Annotated in this window: 24 protein-coding genes; 16 read left to right on the forward strand and 8 right to left on the reverse strand. The window is 73.0% G+C overall.

Translation table 11 applies throughout. The annotated features are described in order from the left end of the window. Nucleotides 1-133: 133 nt before the first annotated feature. Complete coding sequence (locus tag K933_RS05705) at nucleotides 134-1210, reverse strand: Mrp/NBP35 family ATP-binding protein (RefSeq protein ID WP_023393742.1); 1077 nt, start codon at nucleotides 1208-1210, stop codon at nucleotides 134-136. An 82-nt stretch (nucleotides 1211-1292) separates the two neighbouring features. Next, complete coding sequence (locus K933_RS05710; RefSeq protein WP_023393743.1) at nucleotides 1293-1625, reverse strand: DUF7344 domain-containing protein; 333 nt, start codon at nucleotides 1623-1625, stop codon at nucleotides 1293-1295. 179 nt (nucleotides 1626-1804) lie between these two features. Between K933_RS05710 and moaA the strand changes: the two genes are divergently transcribed. From moaA to K933_RS05730, 4 genes are all read left to right on the forward strand, one after another. Continuing rightward, nucleotides 1805-2833, forward strand: coding sequence for a GTP 3',8-cyclase MoaA (gene moaA, locus K933_RS05715; RefSeq protein ID WP_023393744.1), 1029 nt, complete (start codon nucleotides 1805-1807; stop codon nucleotides 2831-2833). Nucleotides 2834-3118: 285 nt separating this feature from the next. After that, on the forward strand, nucleotides 3119-3313 hold the full coding sequence (locus tag K933_RS05720) for a hypothetical protein (RefSeq protein ID WP_023393745.1): 195 nt from the start codon (nucleotides 3119-3121) through the stop codon (nucleotides 3311-3313). Nucleotides 3314-3320: 7 nt separating this feature from the next. Then, the gene (locus K933_RS05725) at nucleotides 3321-4154 is read left to right on the forward strand and encodes a BKACE family enzyme (RefSeq protein ID WP_023393746.1); all 834 of its coding nucleotides are present in this window, start codon (nucleotides 3321-3323) and stop codon (nucleotides 4152-4154) included. Nucleotides 4155-4240: 86 nt separating this feature from the next. Then, nucleotides 4241-5707 (forward strand): amidase, encoded by a 1467-nt coding sequence (locus K933_RS05730; protein ID WP_023393747.1) that lies wholly within the window; start codon nucleotides 4241-4243, stop codon nucleotides 5705-5707. Here K933_RS05730 and K933_RS05735 read toward each other — a convergent pair. Beyond that, nucleotides 5704-6195 carry a DUF456 family protein gene (locus K933_RS05735; protein WP_023393748.1) on the reverse strand — a complete coding sequence of 164 codons (492 nt, stop codon included), beginning with the start codon at nucleotides 6193-6195 and terminating at the stop codon, nucleotides 5704-5706. The two genes, K933_RS05730 and K933_RS05735, sit on opposite strands and share 4 nt — an antisense overlap. A 118-nt stretch (nucleotides 6196-6313) precedes the next feature. On the opposite strand from K933_RS05735, the gene K933_RS05740 reads away from it, so the two are divergent. After that, nucleotides 6314-6568: a hypothetical protein gene (locus tag K933_RS05740; protein WP_023393749.1), complete on the forward strand. Its 255-nt coding sequence runs from the start codon at nucleotides 6314-6316 to the stop codon at nucleotides 6566-6568. Nucleotides 6569-6633: 65 nt separating this feature from the next. Next, a complete protein-coding gene (locus K933_RS05745; RefSeq protein ID WP_023393750.1) occupies nucleotides 6634-6819 on the forward strand; it encodes a DUF7333 family protein in 186 nt (61 codons plus the stop codon). An 84-nt stretch (nucleotides 6820-6903) separates the two neighbouring features. Here the strand turns inward: K933_RS05745 and tmcA are convergent, their stop codons facing one another. After that, a complete protein-coding gene (gene tmcA, locus K933_RS05750; protein ID WP_023393751.1) occupies nucleotides 6904-9294 on the reverse strand; it encodes a tRNA(Met) cytidine acetyltransferase TmcA in 2391 nt (796 codons plus the stop codon). A gap of 95 nt (nucleotides 9295-9389) precedes the next feature. Then, on the reverse strand, nucleotides 9390-11093 hold the full coding sequence (locus tag K933_RS05755; protein ID WP_023393752.1) for an alkaline phosphatase D family protein: 1704 nt from the start codon (nucleotides 11091-11093) through the stop codon (nucleotides 9390-9392). Nucleotides 11094-11492: 399 nt separating this feature from the next. On the opposite strand from K933_RS05755, the gene rpl7ae reads away from it, so the two are divergent. The 4 genes from rpl7ae to ndk all read left to right on the forward strand — a co-directional run bounded on the left by rpl7ae (nucleotide 11493) and on the right by ndk (nucleotide 12812). Continuing rightward, nucleotides 11493-11855: a 50S ribosomal protein L7Ae gene (gene rpl7ae / locus K933_RS05760; RefSeq protein WP_023393753.1), complete on the forward strand. Its 363-nt coding sequence runs from the start codon at nucleotides 11493-11495 to the stop codon at nucleotides 11853-11855. Nucleotides 11856-11861: 6 nt separating this feature from the next. Continuing rightward, nucleotides 11862-12086: a 30S ribosomal protein S28e gene (locus K933_RS05765; RefSeq protein WP_023393754.1), complete on the forward strand. Its 225-nt coding sequence runs from the start codon at nucleotides 11862-11864 to the stop codon at nucleotides 12084-12086. Next, a complete protein-coding gene (locus K933_RS05770; RefSeq protein ID WP_023393755.1) occupies nucleotides 12086-12262 on the forward strand; it encodes a 50S ribosomal protein L24e in 177 nt (58 codons plus the stop codon). The genes K933_RS05765 and K933_RS05770 overlap by 1 nt, the downstream gene beginning before the upstream one ends. Before the next feature lie 70 nt (nucleotides 12263-12332). Continuing rightward, a complete protein-coding gene (gene ndk / locus K933_RS05775) occupies nucleotides 12333-12812 on the forward strand; it encodes a nucleoside-diphosphate kinase (protein ID WP_023393756.1) in 480 nt (159 codons plus the stop codon). Nucleotides 12813-12891: 79 nt separating this feature from the next. On the opposite strand, the gene K933_RS05780 is transcribed toward ndk, so the two are convergent. After that, complete coding sequence (locus K933_RS05780; RefSeq protein WP_023393757.1) at nucleotides 12892-13323, reverse strand: deoxycytidine triphosphate deaminase; 432 nt, start codon at nucleotides 13321-13323, stop codon at nucleotides 12892-12894. A 152-nt stretch (nucleotides 13324-13475) separates the two neighbouring features. On the opposite strand from K933_RS05780, the gene cofD reads away from it, so the two are divergent. The 6 genes from cofD (at nucleotide 13476) to K933_RS05810 (ending at nucleotide 18412) form a co-directional block, all read left to right on the forward strand. Beyond that, nucleotides 13476-14468 carry a 2-phospho-L-lactate transferase gene (gene cofD / locus K933_RS05785; RefSeq protein WP_023393758.1) on the forward strand — a complete coding sequence of 331 codons (993 nt, stop codon included), beginning with the start codon at nucleotides 13476-13478 and terminating at the stop codon, nucleotides 14466-14468. Continuing rightward, entirely contained in the window at nucleotides 14465-15280 is an 816-nt protein-coding gene (locus K933_RS05790) for a tRNA-dihydrouridine synthase (protein ID WP_049947646.1), read from the forward strand. The genes cofD and K933_RS05790 overlap by 4 nt, the downstream gene beginning before the upstream one ends. After that, nucleotides 15277-16146, forward strand: a complete 870-nt coding sequence (locus tag K933_RS05795) for a triphosphoribosyl-dephospho-CoA synthase (RefSeq protein WP_023393760.1) — start codon at nucleotides 15277-15279, stop codon at nucleotides 16144-16146. Before K933_RS05790 ends, K933_RS05795 begins: the two co-directional genes overlap by 4 nt. A gap of 116 nt (nucleotides 16147-16262) precedes the next feature. Beyond that, complete coding sequence (locus K933_RS05800) at nucleotides 16263-16874, forward strand: DUF447 domain-containing protein (protein WP_049947647.1); 612 nt, start codon at nucleotides 16263-16265, stop codon at nucleotides 16872-16874. Between the two features lie 45 nt (nucleotides 16875-16919). After that, entirely contained in the window at nucleotides 16920-17117 is a 198-nt protein-coding gene (locus K933_RS05805) for a 30S ribosomal protein S17e (protein WP_023393762.1), read from the forward strand. Between the two features lie 119 nt (nucleotides 17118-17236). Beyond that, on the forward strand, nucleotides 17237-18412 hold the full coding sequence (locus tag K933_RS05810) for a DUF63 family protein (RefSeq protein WP_049947642.1): 1176 nt from the start codon (nucleotides 17237-17239) through the stop codon (nucleotides 18410-18412). 68 nt (nucleotides 18413-18480) lie between these two features. Here the strand turns inward: K933_RS05810 and K933_RS05815 are convergent, their stop codons facing one another. Further along, nucleotides 18481-20355: an acetyl-CoA carboxylase biotin carboxylase subunit gene (locus K933_RS05815; protein ID WP_023393764.1), complete on the reverse strand. Its 1875-nt coding sequence runs from the start codon at nucleotides 20353-20355 to the stop codon at nucleotides 18481-18483. A gap of 149 nt (nucleotides 20356-20504) precedes the next feature. Further along, nucleotides 20505-20729 (reverse strand): hypothetical protein, encoded by a 225-nt coding sequence (locus tag K933_RS05820; protein WP_023393765.1) that lies wholly within the window; start codon nucleotides 20727-20729, stop codon nucleotides 20505-20507. Nucleotides 20730-20977 lie beyond the last annotated feature (248 nt).

Raw genomic sequence — 20977 nt, forward strand, 5'->3', positions numbered from 1 at the left:
CGTCTAAAACAAATCCGTGGTGACGAAGGGATTACCAGCTGACAGGTCGGGGCGGCCGGCGCTCGTCCGACCGCCCGGGTCCGCTTTCGCGACGCCCCGACCGCCGAGCCGGCGTCGCGAACGCTCCTGTCGACTACCGACTCTGCGTCGGCGTGTCGGCCGAGGCCCGCGCGCTGACCGCCCGCCGGCGCACGACGCCGACGTTGTTCGCCACGTTCTCGGTGACGACGCGGAACGCGTCGGCGGCCTCGCCCTCGCCGAGTACGACGGGTTCGCCGCCGTCGCCGCCCGACCGCACCGCGGGGTCGAGCGGCACCCCGCCGAGGAACGGCAGGTCGTTGTCGGCGGCGAAGTCGCGGCCGCCGCCCTTGCCGAACACGTCGTGTTCGCTCCCGCAGTCGGGGCAGACGAACCCGCTCATGTTCTCGACGACGCCGAGGACGTTCGTGTCGTGTTTGCCGAACATCTGGAGTCCCTTGTTGGCGTCGTCGAGCGCCACCTCCTGGGGGGTGGTGACGATGACCGCGCCGGTCAGCGGGAGCGTCTGGAGCACCGTCAACTGGGTGTCGCCGGTCCCCGGCGGCAGGTCGAGCACGAGGTAGTCGAGTTGGCCCCACTCGACGTCCTCGACGAGTTGGGTCAGGAGTTTGTGCACCATCGGCCCGCGCCAGATGACGGGGTCGTCCTCGCCGACGAGGAACGCCATGCTCATCAGCTTCATCCCGTACTTGACGGGGGGAACGATGGTCTCCTCCTCGGTTGCCTGCGGCGCCTCGTCGGCGTCGACCATCCGGGGGACGTTCGGGCCGTACACGTCGGCGTCGAACAGGCCGACGCGCGCGCCGAGTTGCGACAGCCCCGCCGCGAGGTTGACCGCGACGGTGGACTTGCCGACGCCGCCCTTCCCCGACGCGACAGCGACGACGTTCTTCACGCCCGGCAGCACCTCCTCGTCGGCGCCGTCGTCGACGTGCGCGCTCAGGTCGACCTCGTAGCCGAACTCCGAGAGCGCGTCGCGGACCGACGCCGCGACCCCCGTCTCGGCGGGGGCGTACGGCGCGCCGAGCGCGAGCGACACTCGGATGACGCCCGCCTCGTCGTCGACGTCGACGGCGTTGACCAGCCCGAGCGAGACGATATCGCCGCCGAGCGCGGGGTCGTCGACGGACGCGAGCCGTTCGCGCACCTCCGACTCCGTGGGGTCGTCCATGTCCGGGTTCGGCGAGGACGGCGAATAAGGGTTTCCCACCGGGCGGCGCGTCCCGTTCCCCGACCGACGCCGGGGGGTCGCGTCACGGCGCGACGGCGTCCGTCCGTTCGAGGAGGGTGAGCGCGAGCGACGACGCCGGGGTGTCGAGCCACCGGACCGCGTCGCGCTCCTGGTCGTACGCGGCGACGTCGGCCGCCTCCAGCCGCGGGAGGTGGCGGTGGTACAGCGAGAGGTAGGCGTCGCGCACCGCGTCGGCGGGGACCTCGGTGAGTCGGGCGTCGCGCTCGCGCGAGACCACCTCGTCGGCCAGGTCGGCGAGCGTGATCGTGCCGTGGTCGTGGAGGAGTTCGACCACACACCGCCGCCGTCCGTCCGCGAGCGCGTGGAACACCCGGTCGGTTTCGTTCCGTTCCACGGCTCGCTATCTGAATCATCCCCTGTAGTTCTGTTGGGTGCGAGCGGACACGCGACGGTCCGAACGCGTCGCTCGTCGGGACCCCGTCGGTCGGCCGCGCCGACCGACGTAACCGCGAACGGTTTCGTCCGTCCGGATTCCCCCGCAGATTCAAGTACGTCCGGCGGCTGGATGGGCGTATGTCGACCCCGCTTTCGGACGAGTTCGGACGCGAGGTCACCGGGGTCCGAGTTTCGCTCACCGACCGCTGCAACTTCGACTGCGTCTACTGTCACAACGAGGGGCTGGGCGACACGCGCGGGCCGATGGAGCCGGCGGACGACGAGATGGACGCCGACGACGTCGTCCGCTTTCTGGAGGTGGTCTCCGAGTTCGGCGTCGACTCGGTGAAGTTCACCGGGGGCGAGCCGATGCTCCGGGAGGACTTGGAGGGGATACTTCGGCGGACGCCCGACTCGATGGAGACGTCGATGACCACCAACGGGACGTTCCTCCCCGGCCGCGCCGAGGCGCTCGCGGAGGCGGGGCTCGACCGGGTGAACGTCTCGCAGGACGCGCTCGACCCCGACGCGTTCGCCGAGATCACGAAGTCGGGCGCGTACGACCGGGTGATGGAGGGGGTCGAGGCGGCGCTCGACGCGGGGCTGGCGCCGGTGAAGCTCAACATGGTCGTGTTCGAACACACCGCGGGCTACGTCGAGGGGATGGTCGACCACGTCGCGGCCAACGACGGGCTCCAACTCCAACTCATCGAGTACATGCCCGAACTCACCGGCCGGCCCGAGTGGAACATCGACATCGGGCGGGTCCACGACTGGCTCGGCGACATCGCCGACCGGGTGGAACACCGCGAGATGCACGACCGCAAGCGCTACTGGGTGAGCGACACCGACCCGGACGGCGCGGCGCCGGCCGACGGGTTGAGCGACGAGGGGGCGGGGATGGTCGAGATAGTCGACCCCGTCGGCAACGAGAACTTCTGTGCCAACTGCGGGCGCGTCCGCGTCACCCACGAGGGGTACCTGAAGGGCTGTCTCAACCGCAACGACGACCTCCGGTCGATGGGGGAGATGAGCCGCGCGGAGATACGGGAGGCGTTCCGCGAGGTGGTGGCCAACCGCGTGCCGTACTACGGCGAGTACCTCGTCGAGAACGACCGCGGCGAGTGGGAGTTGAACGAGAAGTACCTCACCGACGCCAGCGCGTAGCCGCGCCGTCCGCCTCGTCCGCGTCCCCGCTTGCGAGTCCGATTCGTGCCGCCACCCGGTGAGTGCGGCGACGACGGCGACGCCCGCGAGCGCGGTCCGGCGGCTCCGGTCCGGGCGGCGGTCCGTGGTCTCGCCCGGCGCGTCACCCCGGGTCGTCGCGGTGGTCGGCTCCATGTGAGTGATACGTTACCGAGTGGCATAAGAACGCGCCCGAGTAGCACAAGAACGCGCTCGGACGACCCGGGCGGGGAGCAGGGCTAAGCGGTCGGCGGCCGCAGGTCACCTATGGCCTGCCCGCACCTGGCGTACCGCGAGTCGGACGGCGACCGCGCGTTCGAGACGGCGCGCGCCTACTGCACCGTCGTCGACGAGTTCGTCCGGCCGGTCCGCGCCGACACCTGCACCGAGCGGTACGGGCTGTCGCCGGAGCGCGACTGCGAGTACTTCCGCGCCGAGGCGGGACTCGACTGGGACGAGTAGAGCGACGATGACCTACGACGACTACCTCGACGGCAAACCCGCGGTCGTGACGGCGGCGTTGACCGGCGGCATCCACGGCAAGGAGGCGTCGCCCCACCTTCCCGAGACGCCCGCGGAGATAGCCGCCGACGCGGCCGCCTGCGAGGCGGCGGGCGCGAGCGTCCTCCACCTCCACGCCCGCCGCGAGAACGGCGAGCGCGCCTTCTCGACCGAGCGGTTTCAGGCGGTGGCCGACGCGGTCCGCGACGCCACCGACGACGCGATACTCCAGCACTCGACGGGCGGCACCGCCGCGCCCGCGGCGCTCCGCGCGGAGCCGCTGCGGACCGACCCTCCCCCGGAGATGGCGAGTCTCGACATGGGACCGCTGAACCGCGGCCGGCGGCTGACCAGCGAGAACACCCGCGACACCGTCGACGGACTCCACGCCGAGATGCGCGAGCGGGGGATCAAACCCGAACTGGAGGTGTTCAACGACGGCCACCTCAACGAGGCGCTCCGCATCGTCGACGACCTGGCGGAGCCGCCGTACCTCACGCTCATCCTCGGACCGGGGACGCTCACCCCGCCGTCGCCGCGCAACCTCCAGCACCTGGTCGACCAGCTTCCGGCGGGCGCGGAGTTCAACACCCTCGGGTTCGGCAGACACCAGCTACCGCTCACCACGCACGCCCTCCTCCTCGGCGGGCACGTCCGCGTCGGACTGGAGGACAACCTCTACCTCCGGGCGGGCGAGCGGGCGACCAACGAGGCGCTCGTCGAGCGCGCGGTCCGGGTCGCCGACGAGGTGGGACGGCCGGTGGCGACGCCCGCCGAGGCGCGCGACCTGCTCGGTCTCTGAGCCGGCCGCCGACGCCGGACCGGCCGCGTCCGCCCGTCCGTCGCCCCTGCCAGAACGCCTTTCAGCGCCCTCCCGAAGGGACGGACATGGACGACACGCCGGACGGGACGTCGAAGAACCAGCGGTCGAACGGGGAGCGAGCGACCGACGCTCGCGAGACCGCGCGCCGGTACGCCTCGCGGGCGCACGGTCTCGACCCCGACGACACCAGCCCGGCGTTCTCGCCGGTGGTGTCGGTCGCGCGCGACGACCCCGACGACGCGTTCGCCACGGCGGTCGCCGCCCCGGAGTCGTTCGACGGCCCGCTGGGTGGGCTGGCGGTCGCCACGAAGGACAACGTCGCGGTCCGCGGCGTCACCCACCGCGCGGGCACTCGGTCGCTGTCGTGGGAGCCGTCGGCCGACGCCGCGGTGGTCGAGCGGCTGCGGGCGGCCGGCGCCGACCTCGTGGGGACGACCCGGATGGACCCCCTCGCGCTCGGCACCACGGGCGAGGGCTGTGCGGCGGGTCGGACGGCGAACCCCGCGGCCGCGGGCCGCGTCCCCGGCGGCTCCTCCAGCGGGAGCGCGGCGGCGGTCGCGGGCGGGCTGGCGGACGCCGCCGTCGGCACCGACACCGCCGGGAACCTCCGGATTCCCGCGGCGTTCTGCGGTCTCGTCGGCGTGAAACCGACGTTCGACCGCGTCCCCCGGACGGGCGTGCTCGACCTCGCGCCGACGCTCGACCACGTGGGCGTGCTCGCGGGCGACGTCCACACGGCGGCGCGTACGCTCGATGCGGTCTCCGGCCGCGACCCGGTCCGGCCCGCGGGCGCGGCGGCCGAACCCACGGACGCCGTCGCCGAACTCGCCACCGGACTCGGCCGCCTGCGCGTCGGCGTCCCAAACGAGTTCGTCGCCGCCGCCGCGCCGGCGGTGCGCGCGGTGGTCGAGCGGGCGCTGACCGGTCTCTCGCGGTGCGGCGGCGTGACGGTCGAACACGTCGGGTTCCCCGAACACGGCGACGCCGGGTTCGTCAGCCGACTCCAGACGGCAGCGGAGTTCGCGACGGTCGTCGACGCGGGCGGGCAGCCGCTGGGCGACGGCCGCGACCCGGACGCCCGCGCGGCGCTCCGGGCGGCGTTCGACGGCGCGGGCGGGGTGCCGGAGCGCGTCGAGCGGACCGTCGCGGTCGGCCGCGCGCTCAACGAGGACTACCCCGACGCCTACGCGGACGCGTGGGACGCCCGTCGACGGATCGTTCGCCGGACGCAGGTGCTGTTCGAACAGGTCGACGTGCTGGCGACGCCGACCGTCCCCGTCGCGGCGCCGGCGTTCGGCGCTGTCGGCGACGGGCCGGACGCGACGCTCGCCCCGACCGACCTCCTGGTCGACACCGCGCCGTTCAACTGCACCGGTCAGCCCGCGGTGTCGGTGCCGTGCGGGAGCGCCGACGGCGCGCCGGTGGGGTTACAACTGGTCGCGCCCGCGGGCGCGGACGAGCGCGCGTTGCGTGTCGCCGCCGAGTTGGAGCGGGTCGCAGCCGAGTTGGAGTGGGTCGGCCCCGCGACTTAGACCAGGAAGACGAAGACGACGAACGCGACGAGCATCGACAGCGTGAGCAGGAACTGCGCCACCGACGACGCGAGGATGCCGCCGGCGGTCCAGACGGCCGCGACGGCCGCCGTCCGGGGGGGTTTCCCGCGCGAAAGTTCGGCCGCGAGCACCACCCCGACGGTGCCGACGACGACGCCCAGCGGCCCGACCACGAAAAGGAGGAGCACCGACGCGAGCGCCGCCGCGACGGTCGTGGTCGTCTCGGCGCCGCCCGCCTTCGAGGCGACGGCGCCGCCGAACTGTTCGAGCAGCGCCGTGAGCAGCCCGACGACCGTCAGCCCGACGAGCAGCCACACCGACGCTCGCGGCGCTCCCGCCGGAGCGGCCAGAGCGTAGACGTACACCCCCGCCAGCGAGAGCAGTCCCGCCGGCAACAGCGGCAGGAAACTGCCCGCGACGCCCGCGACGAGCAACAGCACCGCCGCCGCCGTCACCAACTCGACCATACCCCCGACTGGGACCCCCGCGCGGATAACGGTAGCTCCCCCCGCCGATACACGGACTCGTTTTCACCGCTATCGGTCGAGCAAAAACGCTTATTAACGAACGATAATAACCGATCCCATGGCCACGGGCTACGATCCCACGGCACACGGGGTAGCGAACGGCTCCGGGGGCGGCGGCCGAGTCGCGGTGATCCTCCTCGTTTGGGGGTCGCTCGCGGCGCTCGCGTGGGTCGGCGCCGCGGCGCTCGGGCCGGGCGCCGAGGGGGGCGCGCTCGGGTTCGGCCGCAGCCTCGCCGTGCTGTTCGCGCTCTCGGCGGTGGTCAACGCGGCCATCTACGCCGGCGCGCGGCGGCTCCGGCGGTCGGATCGGTGACCGACCGGTGGGTCGGGACGGTCGCGCGTGTTCAGCGTTTTACCCGTTCGGCCCGAACCGCCCGCATGGAGTTCGACTTCACGCGCTCGGTGGCGCCGCTGGTCGCGATCGTCGCCGTCGCCACGGTGGCGCTCACGGCCGTGATGCAGCCGTCGACCGTGTTCATGATGGTACTCCCCTCGATGATCGTGTTCTCGGTCGTGGCGTTCTACTTCGGGATGCGACACGGCGAGTTCCGCACGGCGCGATAGCCGAGTGAGGCGAGCCGCGGTCCCGGATGCGTCGCCAGGGCCGTCCGGAGTGGGCGGTCGCGCACCCGTCGGCGGACCGCCGGTTCAGTCGTCGAGTCGCGCGCGCTCCTCGCGGGCGACGCTCCCGCCGTAGGCGTCGACAAGCGGCCGGTAGGCCGCCCCGAGCGCGCGCATGCACTCGCCCGGCGAGTGGTAGCCCAGGTCCGCGGCGACCGCCTCCCACGGCCGGCCCTGAAGCACCTTCTCGACGAGGAGACGCTCCTCGCGGGGGTCGAGGTCGGCCGTCGGCTCCGATTCCGTTCCGAGCAGGTACGCGAGCGCCAGTCGGCGGAACGGGCGCGGCGCGGCGTCGTACAGCCCGGTGCCGTACGCCGCGCCGACGACGACGCGCCACTCGTAGTCGGAGCAGTCCACCAGGGGAGTCGGGTCCGCCTCGCACGCCCGCAGAGTCGCCCGCACCACGTCCGGGTCGGCGTCGTGGAGCGCGTCCGACAGCACCGCGCCCACCCGGTCGCGGAAGCGGGCGGCCGTCCGGTCGGCCAGCGCCCGGCCGGCGTCGCCCGTCGGCCGGAGCATCACGGCGGAGTGTTCGCCGCTCGCGCCGTTGCGCGTCGTCGAGAGGTGGACCGTTCGAAACCCGTTGTCGACCCAGAAGCCGAGCAGCTCCGGCGTCGCGCCGAACCCCGTCGAGAGGTAGTCGGCGTCGGCGCCGAACTCGTCGGCGACCGCCGAGAGCAGCCGCGACCCCAGCCCGCGCGACCGGACCGCGTGGTGGGTGGCGATGCGCATCACGCGGTAGCCGACCGGTTCGCCCGCCTCGGGGTCGCGCAACTGGCTCGTCAGCACGTCCGGCACCATGTTCCCCCTGACCCGCTCGCCGCGGTACATCCCCGCGCGCGTGTCGGCGTCGAGTCCGCCCTCGCGGGCGAGCAGCGCGACCGAGACGACCCGCCCCCGGTGGGAGAGCGCCCGCACCGAGAGGTTGGGCGCGTCGAGCAGGCGCGCGAGGTCGTTCGGCTCGGTGCGGTAGTGGGCGAGCACGAGCAGTCCGAACGCCTCCCGGAGCAGGTGTTCGTCCGCCGCGAGGTCGTCGGCCCCGAGCGCGCGGTAGTCGACGGTCCCGGGCGTCGCCTCGTCGACGGCCGCGGCGACGGGCGGCCGAGCGTCGAGGAGGAGCGCGCGGAACGCCCACGACTCGACGGGGTCGTCGCGTGCGTACCGGATCGGGTCGTCCAGCCGAACCTCGGTGACGCCCGCGTCCGCGTCGGCGAGTCGGTCGCGGAAGCGGACGGAGAAGCCCCGGCCCGCGCCCTCGTAGCCGTGGACGGTCGTGACGAACGCCGCCGCGGGCGCGTCGAGGAACGACCCGAGCACGTGGACCGGGAGGGCGGCCGCCTCGTCGACGACGACCGCGTCCGCGTCGGCCGCGGCCGGCGCGGCGTCGGCGGGGCGCTCGAACCGGACGCGTCCGCCGCCGGTCGCGGTCAGCGTCCGGTCGGTTCGGTCCGTCCGGTTCGGGTCGGCGTCCCGGGCGGGGTCGGCGTCGGAGTCGCTCTCGTCGTCGGGGTCCGCGCCGCCGCCGGCGAGCGCTCCGAGGTCCGCGAGCAGCGCGCGGGCGCGTTCGAACAGCGCGGCGGCGCCGTCGAACGACGGCGCGGTGACGAGCACGTCCCGGCCCGCCGCCGCGAGCGCGCCCGCCGCGAGACCCGCCGCGCTCGACTTCCCCCGCCCGCGGTCGGCCTCGACGACCACCGCCTCGCCCGGCGAGCGGAGTCGTTCGAGTTCCCGGAGCGCGCGCGACTGGTCGCGGGTGAGACACGCCTCGTACGCCGCCGCCGGGAACGCCGGGTCGTCGGGGACCCGCGGTCCGGGTTCGGGCGGCGGCGCCCCGGCGCCGGTCAGCCCGTCGCGTTCGACCGACTCCCGCGCGGCGTCGTACACCGCGACGCCCGGGTGCGACCGCAGCGTGTCGACAACCCGCGTCCGGAACCGACCGGTGACGTCGTCGACGCCGAACGGCGGCACCGCGAGCGACTCGTCGAAGTCGTCGCGGCGGTCGGGCCAGCCGTCGAGCGGCGGCGCCAAGAGGACGTAGAGACCGCCGCCGTCGACGGCGCCGACGGACTGCCCGACCGCGTTGGGCGAGAACTCCGCGAACGCGTCACAGACGACGGCGTCGCGCGTCGTCCCCAACAACTGGTCGGCGTGTTTCGGCCGCAGGCGGTCGTAGCGGAACCCCTCTCTCGTCGTGAGCAGGGTCACGCCGTCGTCGTCGACCCCGGCCGCGTCGAGCGCGGTGTACGCCGCGTCGAGACAGGCGTCCCGGTCGCCGTGAATCGTGAGAAGGCGCCGCCCGTTCGTCCGCTCGGCCTCCGTCCGGAGTGCCGCCGCCAGGTCCGCGAGGGTCGCGGGAGTCGTGGAGTTCGCGGGGTCCGTCGGGTCGGTGCCCCCCGGACCGCCGCCGTCCGCGTCCATGCGCGCAGTTCCGCGCGGGCGGGGATGGGTCTTTCCTCTCCCCGGCCCGCCGACGCGCCCGGACTCGGTCCGGGTCGGCCCCGTGGCGGCCCCGGTCAGCCGCCCAGCGGCGGGTCGCCCGGCGGGAGCGCGTCGGGTTCGACCGTCGGACGGTCGTGGGGACGGCGGTACCGCGCCACCGGCCGCCGGTCCGCGTCGGCGTCGTCGACGGTCTTGTCGACGGCGTAGGCGGTGTACGTACACGACTCCCGGGAGAACTCCACGACCGCGTACCCCCAGTCGTGGGTGTCGAAGAACGCGGTCTGGGGGTTCATCGCGGGCACGCCCCGCCCGAACAGCGCCCGGGTGAGCCGCCCGGCGAGTCCCTCCGCGACGCCGAGCGACTCCGCGATGTTGACGCTCGTCATCGCGGGCCCCATGAACTCCGTGCCGACGGCGTCGCCCCGCGTCCCCTCGGTCAGTTGCGTGCCGACGACGTAGCTGTGTAAGTCGCCGCTCACCGTCACGACCGACGGATCGGCGTCCGCGAGGGCGTCGAACGCCCGGCGACGCTCGGCGGGGAAGCCGTCCCACGTCGAGTCGGCCTTCGGGTACACCGACAGCCGCCCCGCCCCCACCCGGAACGGCACCGACGTGACGGCGCTGACCCACCCCAGCCAGCGGCCGTCCGCCTCCCGGACCCGGCGGTCGAACCAGTCGAACTGGTCGGCGCCGAGCATCGAGCGGTCGGGCGCGCCCTCCCGGCCGAGTCCGAACGTCGCGCCGAACAGCGACAGCGCGTCCGGCGGCGGGCCGTCGCGGTAGAAGCGGTGGTCGGTGACCAGCAGGTCGAGCAAGTCACCGAACCGGAGCGACCGGTAGAGCCGGAACGAGTCGTGGAGGTGCGCCTCCTCGGGGTCGTACCGGACCCGCGCGGGGACGTGTTCGTACCACGCGCGGGTGCCGGCCGCGGTCAACCGCTCGGCGAACGCCGGGTCGTCGCCGCGCGGGTGGTCGGGGAGCGCGGGCGCGTCGGCCGCGTCGTCCCAGTAGCGGTCGTTCGACACCGCGTGGTCGTCCCACGACGCGATCAGGGTGTGCGCTTCGAGCGCGCGCTGGTACAGCGGGTCCGACCGGTAGGTGCGGTGGAGATACCGGTAGTCGGCGAGCGACGACGCGCGGTCGTGCCCGCTCGGGAGCGTCAGGTCGCGGCCGGTCGGGCGGTCGCTCCCCGCGAACAGGCCGCCGGCCGACTCGTAGATGAGGTCGCCCGTGTGGAGCAGGAAGTCGACGTCCTCGTCGGCGACGTGCGCGAACCCGCCGTAGTAGCCGTTCTCGTAGTCCTGACAGCCGACCACCCCGAACCGGACCGACTCGGGGCTGGCGTCGGGCGTGGGCAGGGTCCGGCACCGACCCGTCCGGGAGGCGACGCCGTCGTGGACGAACCGGTAGCGGTACTCGGTGTCCGACTCCAGCCGGCCGTCCACGTCGATGCGGACGGTGTGGCCGTACGCCTCGCCCACCCGGTCGTCGGGGACGCGCCCGGCGAGTACCGGGTCGGCGAACCCTCCGCCTCCGCCCGCGTCGTCGCCGTTTTCGGTGTCGGCGACGGCGACCACCACCGGTTCCGCGGGGTCGTACCGCTCGGGGTCCAGGCGGGTCCAGAGGACGACCCCCTCGGGCGTCGGCCCGCCGCTCGCGACGGACTGGGGGAACACGTCGCCGGCCGCCGCGTCGTCGGCCGCCACCGCCGCGTCGGCGGCGCCGGCGGCGTCCGCGAGCGCTTCAGGCCGGACGTCGGGCGTCGCCTCACCGCCCATCGGTCGGCCTCCGACCGGACGGGTCCGGGCGTTCGAGGGGGTCCGGGGTTTCCGGGCGTTCGTCGCGCTCTGCGGGTTTCGCGGGGTCGACGGCCGGCGCGAACGGAGGTGAGGTCACTCGTTGGCCGCTCCCGGCCGGACGTATTGAAGCCGGCGGCCGTCGGAGCGTCGGACCGCCGGCGTCCGACCCCCCGCCGGTTGGCGGGGCGGGTCCGACTGGGCGAACCCGCCGCAGGAGCCGTGTCGACTGTTCGCACGCCCGAGACGCATTGAACACGTTTATACAGGCAGACGGCAAACCGATGTAGTACGACCCGTTCGGGGTCGTGACCCTCTCCGCGCTCAGGGACTCTACGAGTGGCGGGGAAGTCGAGCCACCGAACGGAGGAGCACCCACCAATGTCAGTCTACGTCGACTACGATGTACCCGCGGACCTCGCGGAGCGAAGCCTCGACGCGCTCGAGGTCGCCCGCGACACAGGCACCGTCAAGAAAGGAACCAACGAGACGACCAAGGCCGTCGAACGCGGCAACGCCCAACTCGTCTACATCGCCGAGGACGTCGAACCCGAGGAGATCGTGATGCACCTCCCCGAACTCTGCGAGGAGAAGGGCATCCCGTACGTCTTCATCGACACCCAAGACGACGTGGGCCACGCCGCCGGCCTCGAAGTCGGCTCCGCGGCCGCCGCCGTCACCGACGCCGGCGACGCCGAGTCCGACGTCGAGGACATCGCGGACAAGGTCGAGGAACTGCGATAACCCACCATGTCGGCTGAAGAACAAGAGAGCGGCTCCACGTCGGCCGAAGTGATCGAGGTCGTCGGCAAGACCGGGATGCACGGCGAGGCGATGCAGGTCAAGTGCCGCATCCAGGAGGGCGACAACCAGGGCCGCATCATCACGCGAAACGTGCTCGGGCCGATCAAGCAGGGCGACGTGCTCCAGCTTCGGGAGACCCAGCGCGACGCCGACTCCATCGGAGGTCAATAATGCCACAGCACCGAGACTGCGACTACTGCGGCGCGGACATCGAGCCCGGCACGGGCACGATGTTCGTGAGCCGCAACGGGAGCATCACGCACTTCTGTTCGGCGAAGTGCGAGAAGAACACCGACCTCGGCCGCGAGGCCCGCGACGTCGAGTGGACGGAGGCCGGCCAGGAGTGAGCCACGCGAGACGTTCCCGCTCGGCGGACTGCGACTCGCGAGCTCACGCTCGCCACCGGGGGTGGCTCGCGTGAGCCACCACGACGAACGCACCTTCGTGATGGTTAAGCCCGACGGCGTCCAGCGCGGTCTCATCGGCGAGATCGTCTCGCGGTTCGAGACCCGCGGGCTGAAGCTCGTCGGCGCGAAGTTCATGCGGATCGACGAGGAACTCGCACACGAACACTACGGCGAGCACGAGGGCAAGCCGTTCTTCGAGGGGCTGGTGGAGTTCATCACCTCGGGACCCGTCTTCGCGATGGTGTGGGAGGGCGCCGACGCCACCCGCCAGGTCCGGACGATGATGGGCGAGACCGACCCCGCCGACTCCGCGCCCGGTACGATCCGGGGCGACCTCGGACTCGACTTGGGTCACAACGTGATCCACGGCTCCGACCACGAGGACGAGGGCGCGAACGAACGCGAGATCGACCTGTTCTTCGACGACGCGGAACTCGTCGACTGGGACCTTGACGCCGCCGAGTGGGTGTACGAGGACGAGGACCACTGACGCCGTAGCGGTTCCCACCTCACCCCCACTCGGCCGACTCGAACGCGCAACGAACGCGTAGCCGTCGGTGACTCCCGCCTCAGCGGTCGAGCACCGACGCGACCCGGGCGTTCTCCTTGAGCCTGAGCGCGTCCCCCCGGCCGACCCGGTGGGGGACCGACAGCGGAACCGGCCCGAGGTCGGAGGTTCGGAGCGTCGGCAGCGACCCGCCGCGTTCGAGGAGTTCGCGCCGCGGCTGGAGGAGGACGGGGTCGTCGCCGGTCAGCGACTCGTTGAACTCGACGACGTAGCTCTCCTCGCGGAGTTCGTACCAGCCGTAGTCGTCGCCCGGGTTCCGCAGCGCCGTCTCCAGCGGGTCGAGTTCGGCGTCCGCGAGTTCGCCGCCGCCGAAGTCGACGCGGCCGGGTTCGCGGACCACCTTCACGTCCGCAAGCGAGAGGTCGATACGGTCGTCGTGCACCTGGGTGGGTTCGTGGAGGAGTCCCTCGATACGGTCCGAGAGTGCGGTCACGGCCGGCCGTTTCCGGCGGTCGTCGGAAAAAGTCGGCGGCGACCAGGTCCACCTGGTACTGTCGGCGGCCGTCACCGCGCTCGCGGCGGGCCGCTCCGACGAGGGCCGACCACAACGACAGCACTCAAATCACTGGCCGAGAGACGACGGGTATGGTAACGTTCCTCGCCGGCGGCACCGGCACCCCCAAACTGCTCGACGGTGCCGCGTCGGTGTTCCCGCCCGCCGAGACGACGGTCGTCGGCAACACCGGCGACGACGTCGAACTCGGGGGGCACCTCGTCTGTCCCGACGTCGACACGGTGCTGTTCGCGGGCGGCGGCGTCCTCGACCGCGAGCGGTGGTGGGGTATCGACGGCGACACGACCGCCACTCACGACGAACTCGACCGTCTCGCCGACGCCGCGGGGCTGGAGCCGGGGCCGCGCTACCTGCCCGAGGAGGCGCAGACCGCCGGCCGCGACATCGCCCGCTGGCGGCGGTTCTCGGGCGTCGCGGAGTTCATGGAGATCGGCGACCGCGACCGCGCGGTCCACGTCACCCGCACGTCGCTGCTCGACGAGGGGTACACGCTGACCGAGGTCACGCGCCTGCTCGCGGACGCGTTCGGCCTCGACGTCGACCTGGTGCCGATGAGCGACGACCCCGTCGCCTCCATCGTCCACACCCCGGACGGGCCGCTGCACTTCCAGGAGTTCTGGGTGGCCGAGCGGGCCGGTCCCGAAGTCGAGGGGGTGGAGTTCCGCGACGCCGACGACGCGGCCGCGAGCGACGCCGCGCTGACGGCGCTCGACGACGACGTGGTGGTCGGGCCGTCGAACCCGGTCACCAGCATCGGCCCGATGCTCGCGCTCGACGGGGTGCGCGAGGCGCTCGCGGAGGCGACCGTCGTCGCCGTCTCGCCGTTCGTCGAGGACCGCGCGTTCTCCGGGCCGGCGGCGACGCTGATGGAGGGAACCGGCACCGAGGCGAGCACCGCGGGCGTCGCCGAGCGCTACCCGTTCGCCGACGCGTTCGTCCTCGACGACGACGACGGCACCGACCTCGACCGACCGGTCGTCCGCACGGACACCCGGATGGACGACGCCGACGACGCCGAACGGGTCGCCGAGGCGTGCGCCGCGGCGCTGGAGGCGGCACGGTGAGCGGGAGCGACGACCGGGAGGCGCCGTTCGACCCGCCGCTCGCGCTCGCGTCGCTGTCGGGCGCCTCGGACGCCGAGTGGGCGCTCGCGGGCGCCGAACACGCGGGCGCGGCGTTCCTCGGGGGGGTGGCGCTCGACGGTCCCACCCGAGCGGCGGCGCTCGCCATGACCGACCGCGAGCGCGAGGAGTTCCTCCCGCCCGACCCGCGCCGGTGGCTCGACCGACAGCTGTCGGCGCTGTCGGACGCCGACCTCCGCGCGGGCGTCAACCTCCGGAGCGCGTCGCTCGGCCCGCTCAGGGAGGCGGCGGCGGTCTGCGCCGACCGGGGCGCGATGGTCGAGGTGAACGCCCACTGCCGGCAGGCGGAGATGTGCGAGGCGGGCTGTGGCGAGGCGTTGCTGTCCGACACCGAGCGACTCGCCGACTCCGTCGCCGCCGTCGCCGGAACGGGCGCGACGACGAGCGTGAAACTGCGCGCGGAGGTCGAGGGGGTCGACCTCCCGGCGGTCGCGCGGGCGGCGGTCGACGCGGGCGCGGCTATCGTCCACGTCGACGCGATGGACTCCGAGTCCGTCGTCGCGGACGTGCGCGAGGCCGTACCCGGGGCGTTCCTGGTCGCGAACAACGGCGTCAGGGGGCGCGAGACGGTCGCGGAGTACGCGTCGTACGGCGCGGACGCGGTGAGCGTCGGCCGGCCGAGCGACGATCCGCGGGTGCTCGGGCGGGTCGCGGCGGCCGTCGAGGCGGAACTCGCCGCCGACGGCGGGGGCGGCAGGAACGCCGAGGACGCCGAGCCGGGGGCCAGACCGTGACCGCCGACCCCGACGCCGGCGCGGCGACCAGGGGACCGGCCGCGAACGCCGAACTCGCGCTGTTGCTCGAAGTCGCGGGGACGCCCAAACCCGGGAACGTCGACCGCCGGCGCGACTTCACCGACCTGCGGTTCGACCACTTCCTCGCGGGGGCGGTCGGCGCGCGACCCGGACTGGAGCGCGCGGCGGCGGGTGCGCCGGTGGGCGAGGCGTTCGAACTCGCGGTGGAGGGGATGAGCGAGCAGTCGGGCGGCAACACGCAGTTCGGCTGTCTCCTCCTCTTGGTGCCGCTGGTTCGGGCGGCGGCCGCCGGCGACCTCACGCGCGAGCGCGCGCGGGCGGTCTGTGCGGGGACGACCGTCGACGACGCCGCGGGCTTCTACCGCGCGTTCGAACGCGTCGACGTGTCGGTGGCGGACCCGCCCGCCGACGCCGAGGAGTTGGACGTGCGCCGCGGCGCCGACGCGGTACCCGCACTCCGCGAGCGGGGGCTGACGCTCGCGGACGTGATGGCGCGGTCGGCCGACGGCGACGCTCCGGACGCCAACGCCCGCGAGTGGCGCGACGGCTTCCCCCGCTCCTTCCGCGCCGCCGAGGGCGTCCTCGCCGACGACGGTCCCGCGAGCGACCGGGCGGCGCGCGCGTTCCTCGACCTGTTGGGGGAGGCGGAGGACACGCTCGTCCGCGTCGAACACGGCCCGGAGGTGGCGGCGGCGGTCCGCGACCGGGCGGCCGAGGTCGAAGACCTGGAGGCGGCGGAGGCGTGGGCCGAGGAACTGGTCGACCGCGGTATCAACCCCGGCACGACCGCGGACCTGACGGCGGCGGCGCTGTTCGTCGCGCTCGAACGGGGGCTGTCCGTGTGAGCGACGGCCGAACGGGCGACGGCGGAACGGGCGACGCCGGGGCGGCCGACACCCGCACGAACGCCGACGCCGCGGACCACGACGCCGACCACCCCGACGCGAGCGCCGACTGGCCGGTGCCGCTCGCCGGCGTCACGGAGTCGGTGGTGGCGACGCTGGGACCGAACGACCGGTGGAACCTCGCGGCGCTCGGTCTCCACGAACCCGAGGGCGGCGACGGCGGCTCGACCCCCGGCGACGGCGGCGCCTCGGTGCGCGCGCGGACGTGGGGACGGACGCGGACCCGGCGCAACTTCGCGGCGCGCGGCGGCGGCGTCGTCCAGTTCGTCGCCGACCCGCGCGACTTCGTCGACGCGGCCGTGACCGTCCGCGAGGAGTCCGACCCGGTGGTCGACTCGGCGGACGCGTGGGTCCGGGTGTCGGCCCGACGGGGAGACGCGGGCGAACGCGGCGGCACCGAGTGGGTCGACTGGCGGCTCACCCCCGCGGAGTCGGCGGTCGTCGGCGGGGGCGTCCGCACGATCAACCGCGGGTTCGGCGCCGTAATCGAGGCGACGGTCGCCGCCTCGCGGCTGGACGTGCCGGCGTACGACACCGCCCACCTGCTCGACCGCCTGGCGTACTTCGAGCGCGTCGTCGACCGCTGCGGCGGCGCGCGCGAACGCGAGGCGTTCGCCCGCCTCTCGGCGGCGACCGGGTGGCGCGAGCGGGACGAGCGGCGCGAGTGAGCGCGGAACGAACGCTTTTAGTGCCGAATGGGCCAACGTACGCGCATGGCGATCAAACCGAAGTACGTCAAGCAGCTGGCGACGATCCTCCTGGAGAAGTACCCCCAGTCGTTCAACCAGGACTTCGAGACGAACAAGGAGAGCGTGACCGCGCTCACCAACGTCGAGTCGAAGGGCGTCCGCAACCGCATCGCGGGCTACATCACGCGGAAGAAGGCGGCCGCGAGCCACCAGTCGGCGTAGTCGGACCGGTTTCTCTCCGGCGGCGCGACGACCGTCTCACACCCCGGTAGCGCCGCCCTCCCGCGGTCCGTCCGACCCGCGATCGGTACTTTCAACGACGCGCGGCTCCCCAACCCGGTATGTCTGCTGCCTCGCTCGCCGACCGGTTGGGAACCACGCCGGTCCGCGCGTACCTCCTCGCGGTCGGCGCCGCCGTGCTCGCGCTGGCGGCCGGCTGCGTGCTGTTCCCCGAGACGGTGTACGACGGGTTCGTCTGGCACTACTTCTGGGGTCCGGTGCAGGCGGACGCCAACTCCGCGCTGTGTGCGGTCCGCGAGGGCGCGGGCACGACGTACCTCTACAGCCAGTCGGAGTGTGCGGCCGCCGCCGAACCGGTCGCCGAACCGGGCTACACGCTGGTCTCGGAGGTGGGGTACGTCGTCGTGCTCCTGGTCGCGCTCTCGGGTGTCATCCTCCTGCTCCGGAAGCTGAACATCGCGCGCGACACCGACTTCTTCCTCGCGCTCGTCCCGTTCTTCTTCTTCGGCGGCGCGCTCCGGACCGTCGAGGACGCCGACGACGCGATGGCGGAGGCCGCGCTGTTCCCGTACCCGTGGAACACGCTGCTCATCTCGCCGGTCATCTACTTCACCGTCTTCGCCGTCGCGCTCGCGGCGGTCGTGGGCTGCGTCCGACTCGCCCGTAACGGTCGGTTCGACGGGTTCTACCGCCCGCTTCTCGTCGTCGGCGTCGCGCTCAACGTCGTCACGGTCGGCTACCTGTTCGCGCTGTCGTTGACCCCCGGCACGCCCGTCGACTTCTACCCGCAGGTACTGGTCGCGACGCTCGCGCTCACCGCCGCCGCGACGGCGGCGACGTGGTACGCGACGAAGCGGTGGGCGGCGTGGGTCCACGAGGGGACGGGTATCGCGGGGCTGGTCGTCATCTGCGCGCACGCACTCGACGGCGCGGCCAACGTCGTCGGACTCAACTGGATGGCGGCGCTCGTCGGCGACGCCGGCCTCGCGCCCGCCCCGCCGGGCGTCGGCGGCAACCTCGTCCCCAAACACCCGGTGAACGCCGCCATCGTCGACTTCTCGCAGTCGGTGTTCCCCCCGGTGTTGCTGTCGACGCTCGGCGACGCGTGGCCGTTCCTGCTCGTGAAACTGGTCGCCGCCACCGCGGTGGTCGCCATCTTCGAACGCGAGATGTTCGAGGAGTCGCCGCGGTACGCGGTGCTACTGCTGATAGCCGTCACCGCCGTCGGGATGGGTCCGGGGACGCGCGACATGCTGCGCGCGACGTTCGGCGTCTGAGTCGGGCGAAGCGACGAAGCGGGCCGAGCGACCGACCCGCGCGTCCGTCCCGTCGCCGTACGTCCGGACTACTCCAACACGAGCAACACGTCGCCCATGTCGACGGAGTCGCCCTCGGAGACGAGCACCCGACTCACGACGCCGCCGTAGTCGGCGACCACGTCGTTCTCCATCTTCATCGCCTCCAGGACGCAGACCACGTCGCCGGCGGCCACCTCGTCGCCCTCGCTTACGTCGACCGAGAGGATGGTCCCCTGCATCTCCGCTTCGACCGTCTCGCCGTCGCCCTCGACGACCACCGCGTCCTCCTCGTCGTCGGTCGCCGCGTCGGGGCGTTCGCGGCCGCCCGCGCCGGTGCCGCCCGACCCCGCCTCGGCCGACGACGGGACCTGGATAGCGGGCGCGCCGCGTTCCTCCAGGCTGACCTCGAAGCGCTTGCCGTTCACCTCGACGGTGAACTCGCGTTCGGTCGCCTCCTCGCCCTCCTCGTCGTCCGCGTCGCCCGCGGCGTCGGTCCCGGTCCCCCACTCGGCTTGCGCCTCGGCGATCCGCTCGCGGTCGAGTTCCTCGTCGAGGTACTTCGTGGTGTGCGTCCCCGCGAGGAAGCGCTCGTCGGTCAACATCAGTCGGTGGAACGGGACGATGGTGACGACGCCCTCGATGTCGTACTCCGCGAGCGCGCGCCGCGACCGGGCGACGCACTCCTCGCGGTCCTCGCCCCACACGATCAGTTTGGCGACCATCGAGTCGTAGTCGGTGACGAGTTCGTCGCCCTGTCTGAGCGCGTCGTCCATCCGGACGCCGATGCCGCCCGGCGGGTCGTAGGTGTCGAGCGTCCCGCCGGTCGCGGGCGCGAACTCCTCGGCGGCGTTCTCGGCGTTGATCCGGAACTCGATGGCGTGCCCCTCCAACTCGACTTCGGACTGGTCGAAGCTCACCGGCTCCCCCGTCGCCACCCGGAGCTGTTCTTTCACGATGTCGATCCCGGTCAACTCCTCGGTGACGGTGTGTTCGACCTGGATCCGCGTGTTGACTTCGAGGAAGTAGAAGTCGGCGTCGGCGCCGAGGAGTTCGCAGTCCCCCCGGTCGGGGTCGTCCTCGACGAGGAACTCGACGGTGCCGGCGTTGGTGTAGTCGGCCGCGCGCACCCCGCGGCGGGCCGCCTCGCCGATCCGCTCGCGCAACTCGTCGGTCAAGGCGGGGCTGGGTCCCTCCTCGATCACCTTCTGGTGGCGGCGCTGGAGCGAGCAGTCGCGTTCGCCGAGGTGGCGCACCTCGCCGTGGTGGTCGGCGAGCACCTGCACCTCGACGTGCCGGGGGTTCTCCAGGTAGCGTTCGAGGTAGACCGAGTCGTTCGAGAAGTACGCCTCGCCCTCCCGTTTCGCGGACTGCAGTTTCTCGGCGGCCTCGTCGGCCGACTCGACCACCTTCATCCCGCGGCCGCCGCCGCCGCCCTCCGCCTTGATCGCGACGGGGTAGCCGTGTTCGTCGCCGAACGCCTCCACCTCGTCGGCGTCCTCGACGGGTTCGGTCGTCCCGGGGACGATCGGCACGTCCGCGTTGGCCATCACTTTTCGCGCCCCGGTCTTCTCGCCGAGCGTCTCCATCGCGTCGCTCGACGGGCCGACCCACGTGACCCCGTCGGCGTCCTCGACGCGGGCGGCGAAGTCGGCGTTCTCGGCGAGGAAGCCGTACCCGGGGTGGATCGCGTCCGCGCCCGCCTGCCGGGCGGCGTCGACGACCGCCTCGCCGTCGAGGTAGGAGTCGGCGGCGCGCGCGGGACCGACGTTGTACGCCTCGTCGGCGTACCGGACGTGCCCGGACTGTTTGTCCGCCTCCGAGTAGACGGCGACCGTGTCGATTTCGAGCTCCTCGCACGCCCGCATCACGCGGACCGCGATCTCCCCGCGGTTCGCCACGAGCACCTTCTCGAATTCGGTCATTCCTGCACACCCGTACCCCCGCACGTCTACTCAAACCCCCGGTTCCACACCGGCGGTCGTACCCGGTCGGCTCCCGACTCGCCCACCGACGGCTCTCGGCGGTGAGAGCGGTACGAAGAAGGGAGAGCCGAGCGGGCGGGGCGGGCGCGTTACGCCGTCGGGTCGTCCCCGTAGTACAACAGCACCGCGCCGATCCCCGCGACCAACGCGATCACGAGCGTCCAGATCGGCGAGAGGACGGACGTGGAGATCTCGGTCACGTCCAGGAGATACAGCAGCCCCATGATCACGAACCCCGCGGCCGAGAACCACCCGGCGGCACCCATCCCGTTTCTGTCCACCGTCTCGGTCGTGGTCGTCTCCGTCTGGGCCATACCGGACGGTAGGGCGTGAAGGACCATCAAGGCACGGCTTGCCATGGCAACGTCCGTGGGGCGTCGGCGCGGTCTCAGAACCGGTCGGTGCGCCCCGACGCGGTCCACGCGTCGGTCGGCGCCCCCCGCGGGACGCGCACTGCCCGCCCCTGGAGCGCGTCGGTCCGGCCGGCGAACGCCCACCGCTTTCCGTCCCAGTCGGGGGTCCCCCGTTCGGCGGCCGCCGCGGCCGCGGCGGCCGCCCGGTC

This window comes from Candidatus Halobonum tyrrellensis G22 (assembly GCF_000495475.1).
Classification (GTDB): domain Archaea; phylum Halobacteriota; class Halobacteria; order Halobacteriales; family Haloferacaceae; genus Halobonum; species Halobonum tyrrellense.

Excerpts from the sequence above, each read along its gene's own strand:
- K933_RS05805 (WP_023393762.1), top strand. The coding sequence starts at position 16,920 with ATGGCGATCAAACCGAAGTACGTCAAGCAGCTGGCGACGATCCTCCTG.
- K933_RS05810 (WP_049947642.1), top strand. The coding sequence starts at position 17,237 with ATGTCTGCTGCCTCGCTCGCCGACCGGTTGGGAACCACGCCGGTCCGC.
- moaA (WP_023393744.1), top strand. The coding sequence starts at position 1,805 with ATGTCGACCCCGCTTTCGGACGAGTTCGGACGCGAGGTCACCGGGGTC.
- K933_RS05770 (WP_023393755.1), top strand. The coding sequence starts at position 12,086 with ATGCCACAGCACCGAGACTGCGACTACTGCGGCGCGGACATCGAGCCC.
- K933_RS05730 (WP_023393747.1), top strand. The coding sequence starts at position 4,241 with ATGGACGACACGCCGGACGGGACGTCGAAGAACCAGCGGTCGAACGGG.
- K933_RS05705 (WP_023393742.1), bottom strand. The coding sequence starts at position 1,210 with ATGGACGACCCCACGGAGTCGGAGGTGCGCGAACGGCTCGCGTCCGTC.
- K933_RS05815 (WP_023393764.1), bottom strand. The coding sequence starts at position 20,355 with ATGACCGAATTCGAGAAGGTGCTCGTGGCGAACCGCGGGGAGATCGCG.
- K933_RS05735 (WP_023393748.1), bottom strand. The coding sequence starts at position 6,195 with ATGGTCGAGTTGGTGACGGCGGCGGCGGTGCTGTTGCTCGTCGCGGGC.
- cofD (WP_023393758.1), top strand. The coding sequence starts at position 13,476 with ATGGTAACGTTCCTCGCCGGCGGCACCGGCACCCCCAAACTGCTCGAC.
- rpl7ae (WP_023393753.1), top strand. The coding sequence starts at position 11,493 with ATGTCAGTCTACGTCGACTACGATGTACCCGCGGACCTCGCGGAGCGA.
- K933_RS05720 (WP_023393745.1), top strand. The coding sequence starts at position 3,119 with ATGGCCTGCCCGCACCTGGCGTACCGCGAGTCGGACGGCGACCGCGCG.
- K933_RS05740 (WP_023393749.1), top strand. The coding sequence starts at position 6,314 with ATGGCCACGGGCTACGATCCCACGGCACACGGGGTAGCGAACGGCTCC.
- K933_RS05755 (WP_023393752.1), bottom strand. The coding sequence starts at position 11,093 with ATGGGCGGTGAGGCGACGCCCGACGTCCGGCCTGAAGCGCTCGCGGAC.
- K933_RS05820 (WP_023393765.1), bottom strand. The coding sequence starts at position 20,729 with ATGGCCCAGACGGAGACGACCACGACCGAGACGGTGGACAGAAACGGG.
- K933_RS05745 (WP_023393750.1), top strand. The coding sequence starts at position 6,634 with ATGGAGTTCGACTTCACGCGCTCGGTGGCGCCGCTGGTCGCGATCGTC.
- K933_RS05765 (WP_023393754.1), top strand. The coding sequence starts at position 11,862 with ATGTCGGCTGAAGAACAAGAGAGCGGCTCCACGTCGGCCGAAGTGATC.
- K933_RS05725 (WP_023393746.1), top strand. The coding sequence starts at position 3,321 with ATGACCTACGACGACTACCTCGACGGCAAACCCGCGGTCGTGACGGCG.
- tmcA (WP_023393751.1), bottom strand. The coding sequence starts at position 9,294 with ATGGACGCGGACGGCGGCGGTCCGGGGGGCACCGACCCGACGGACCCC.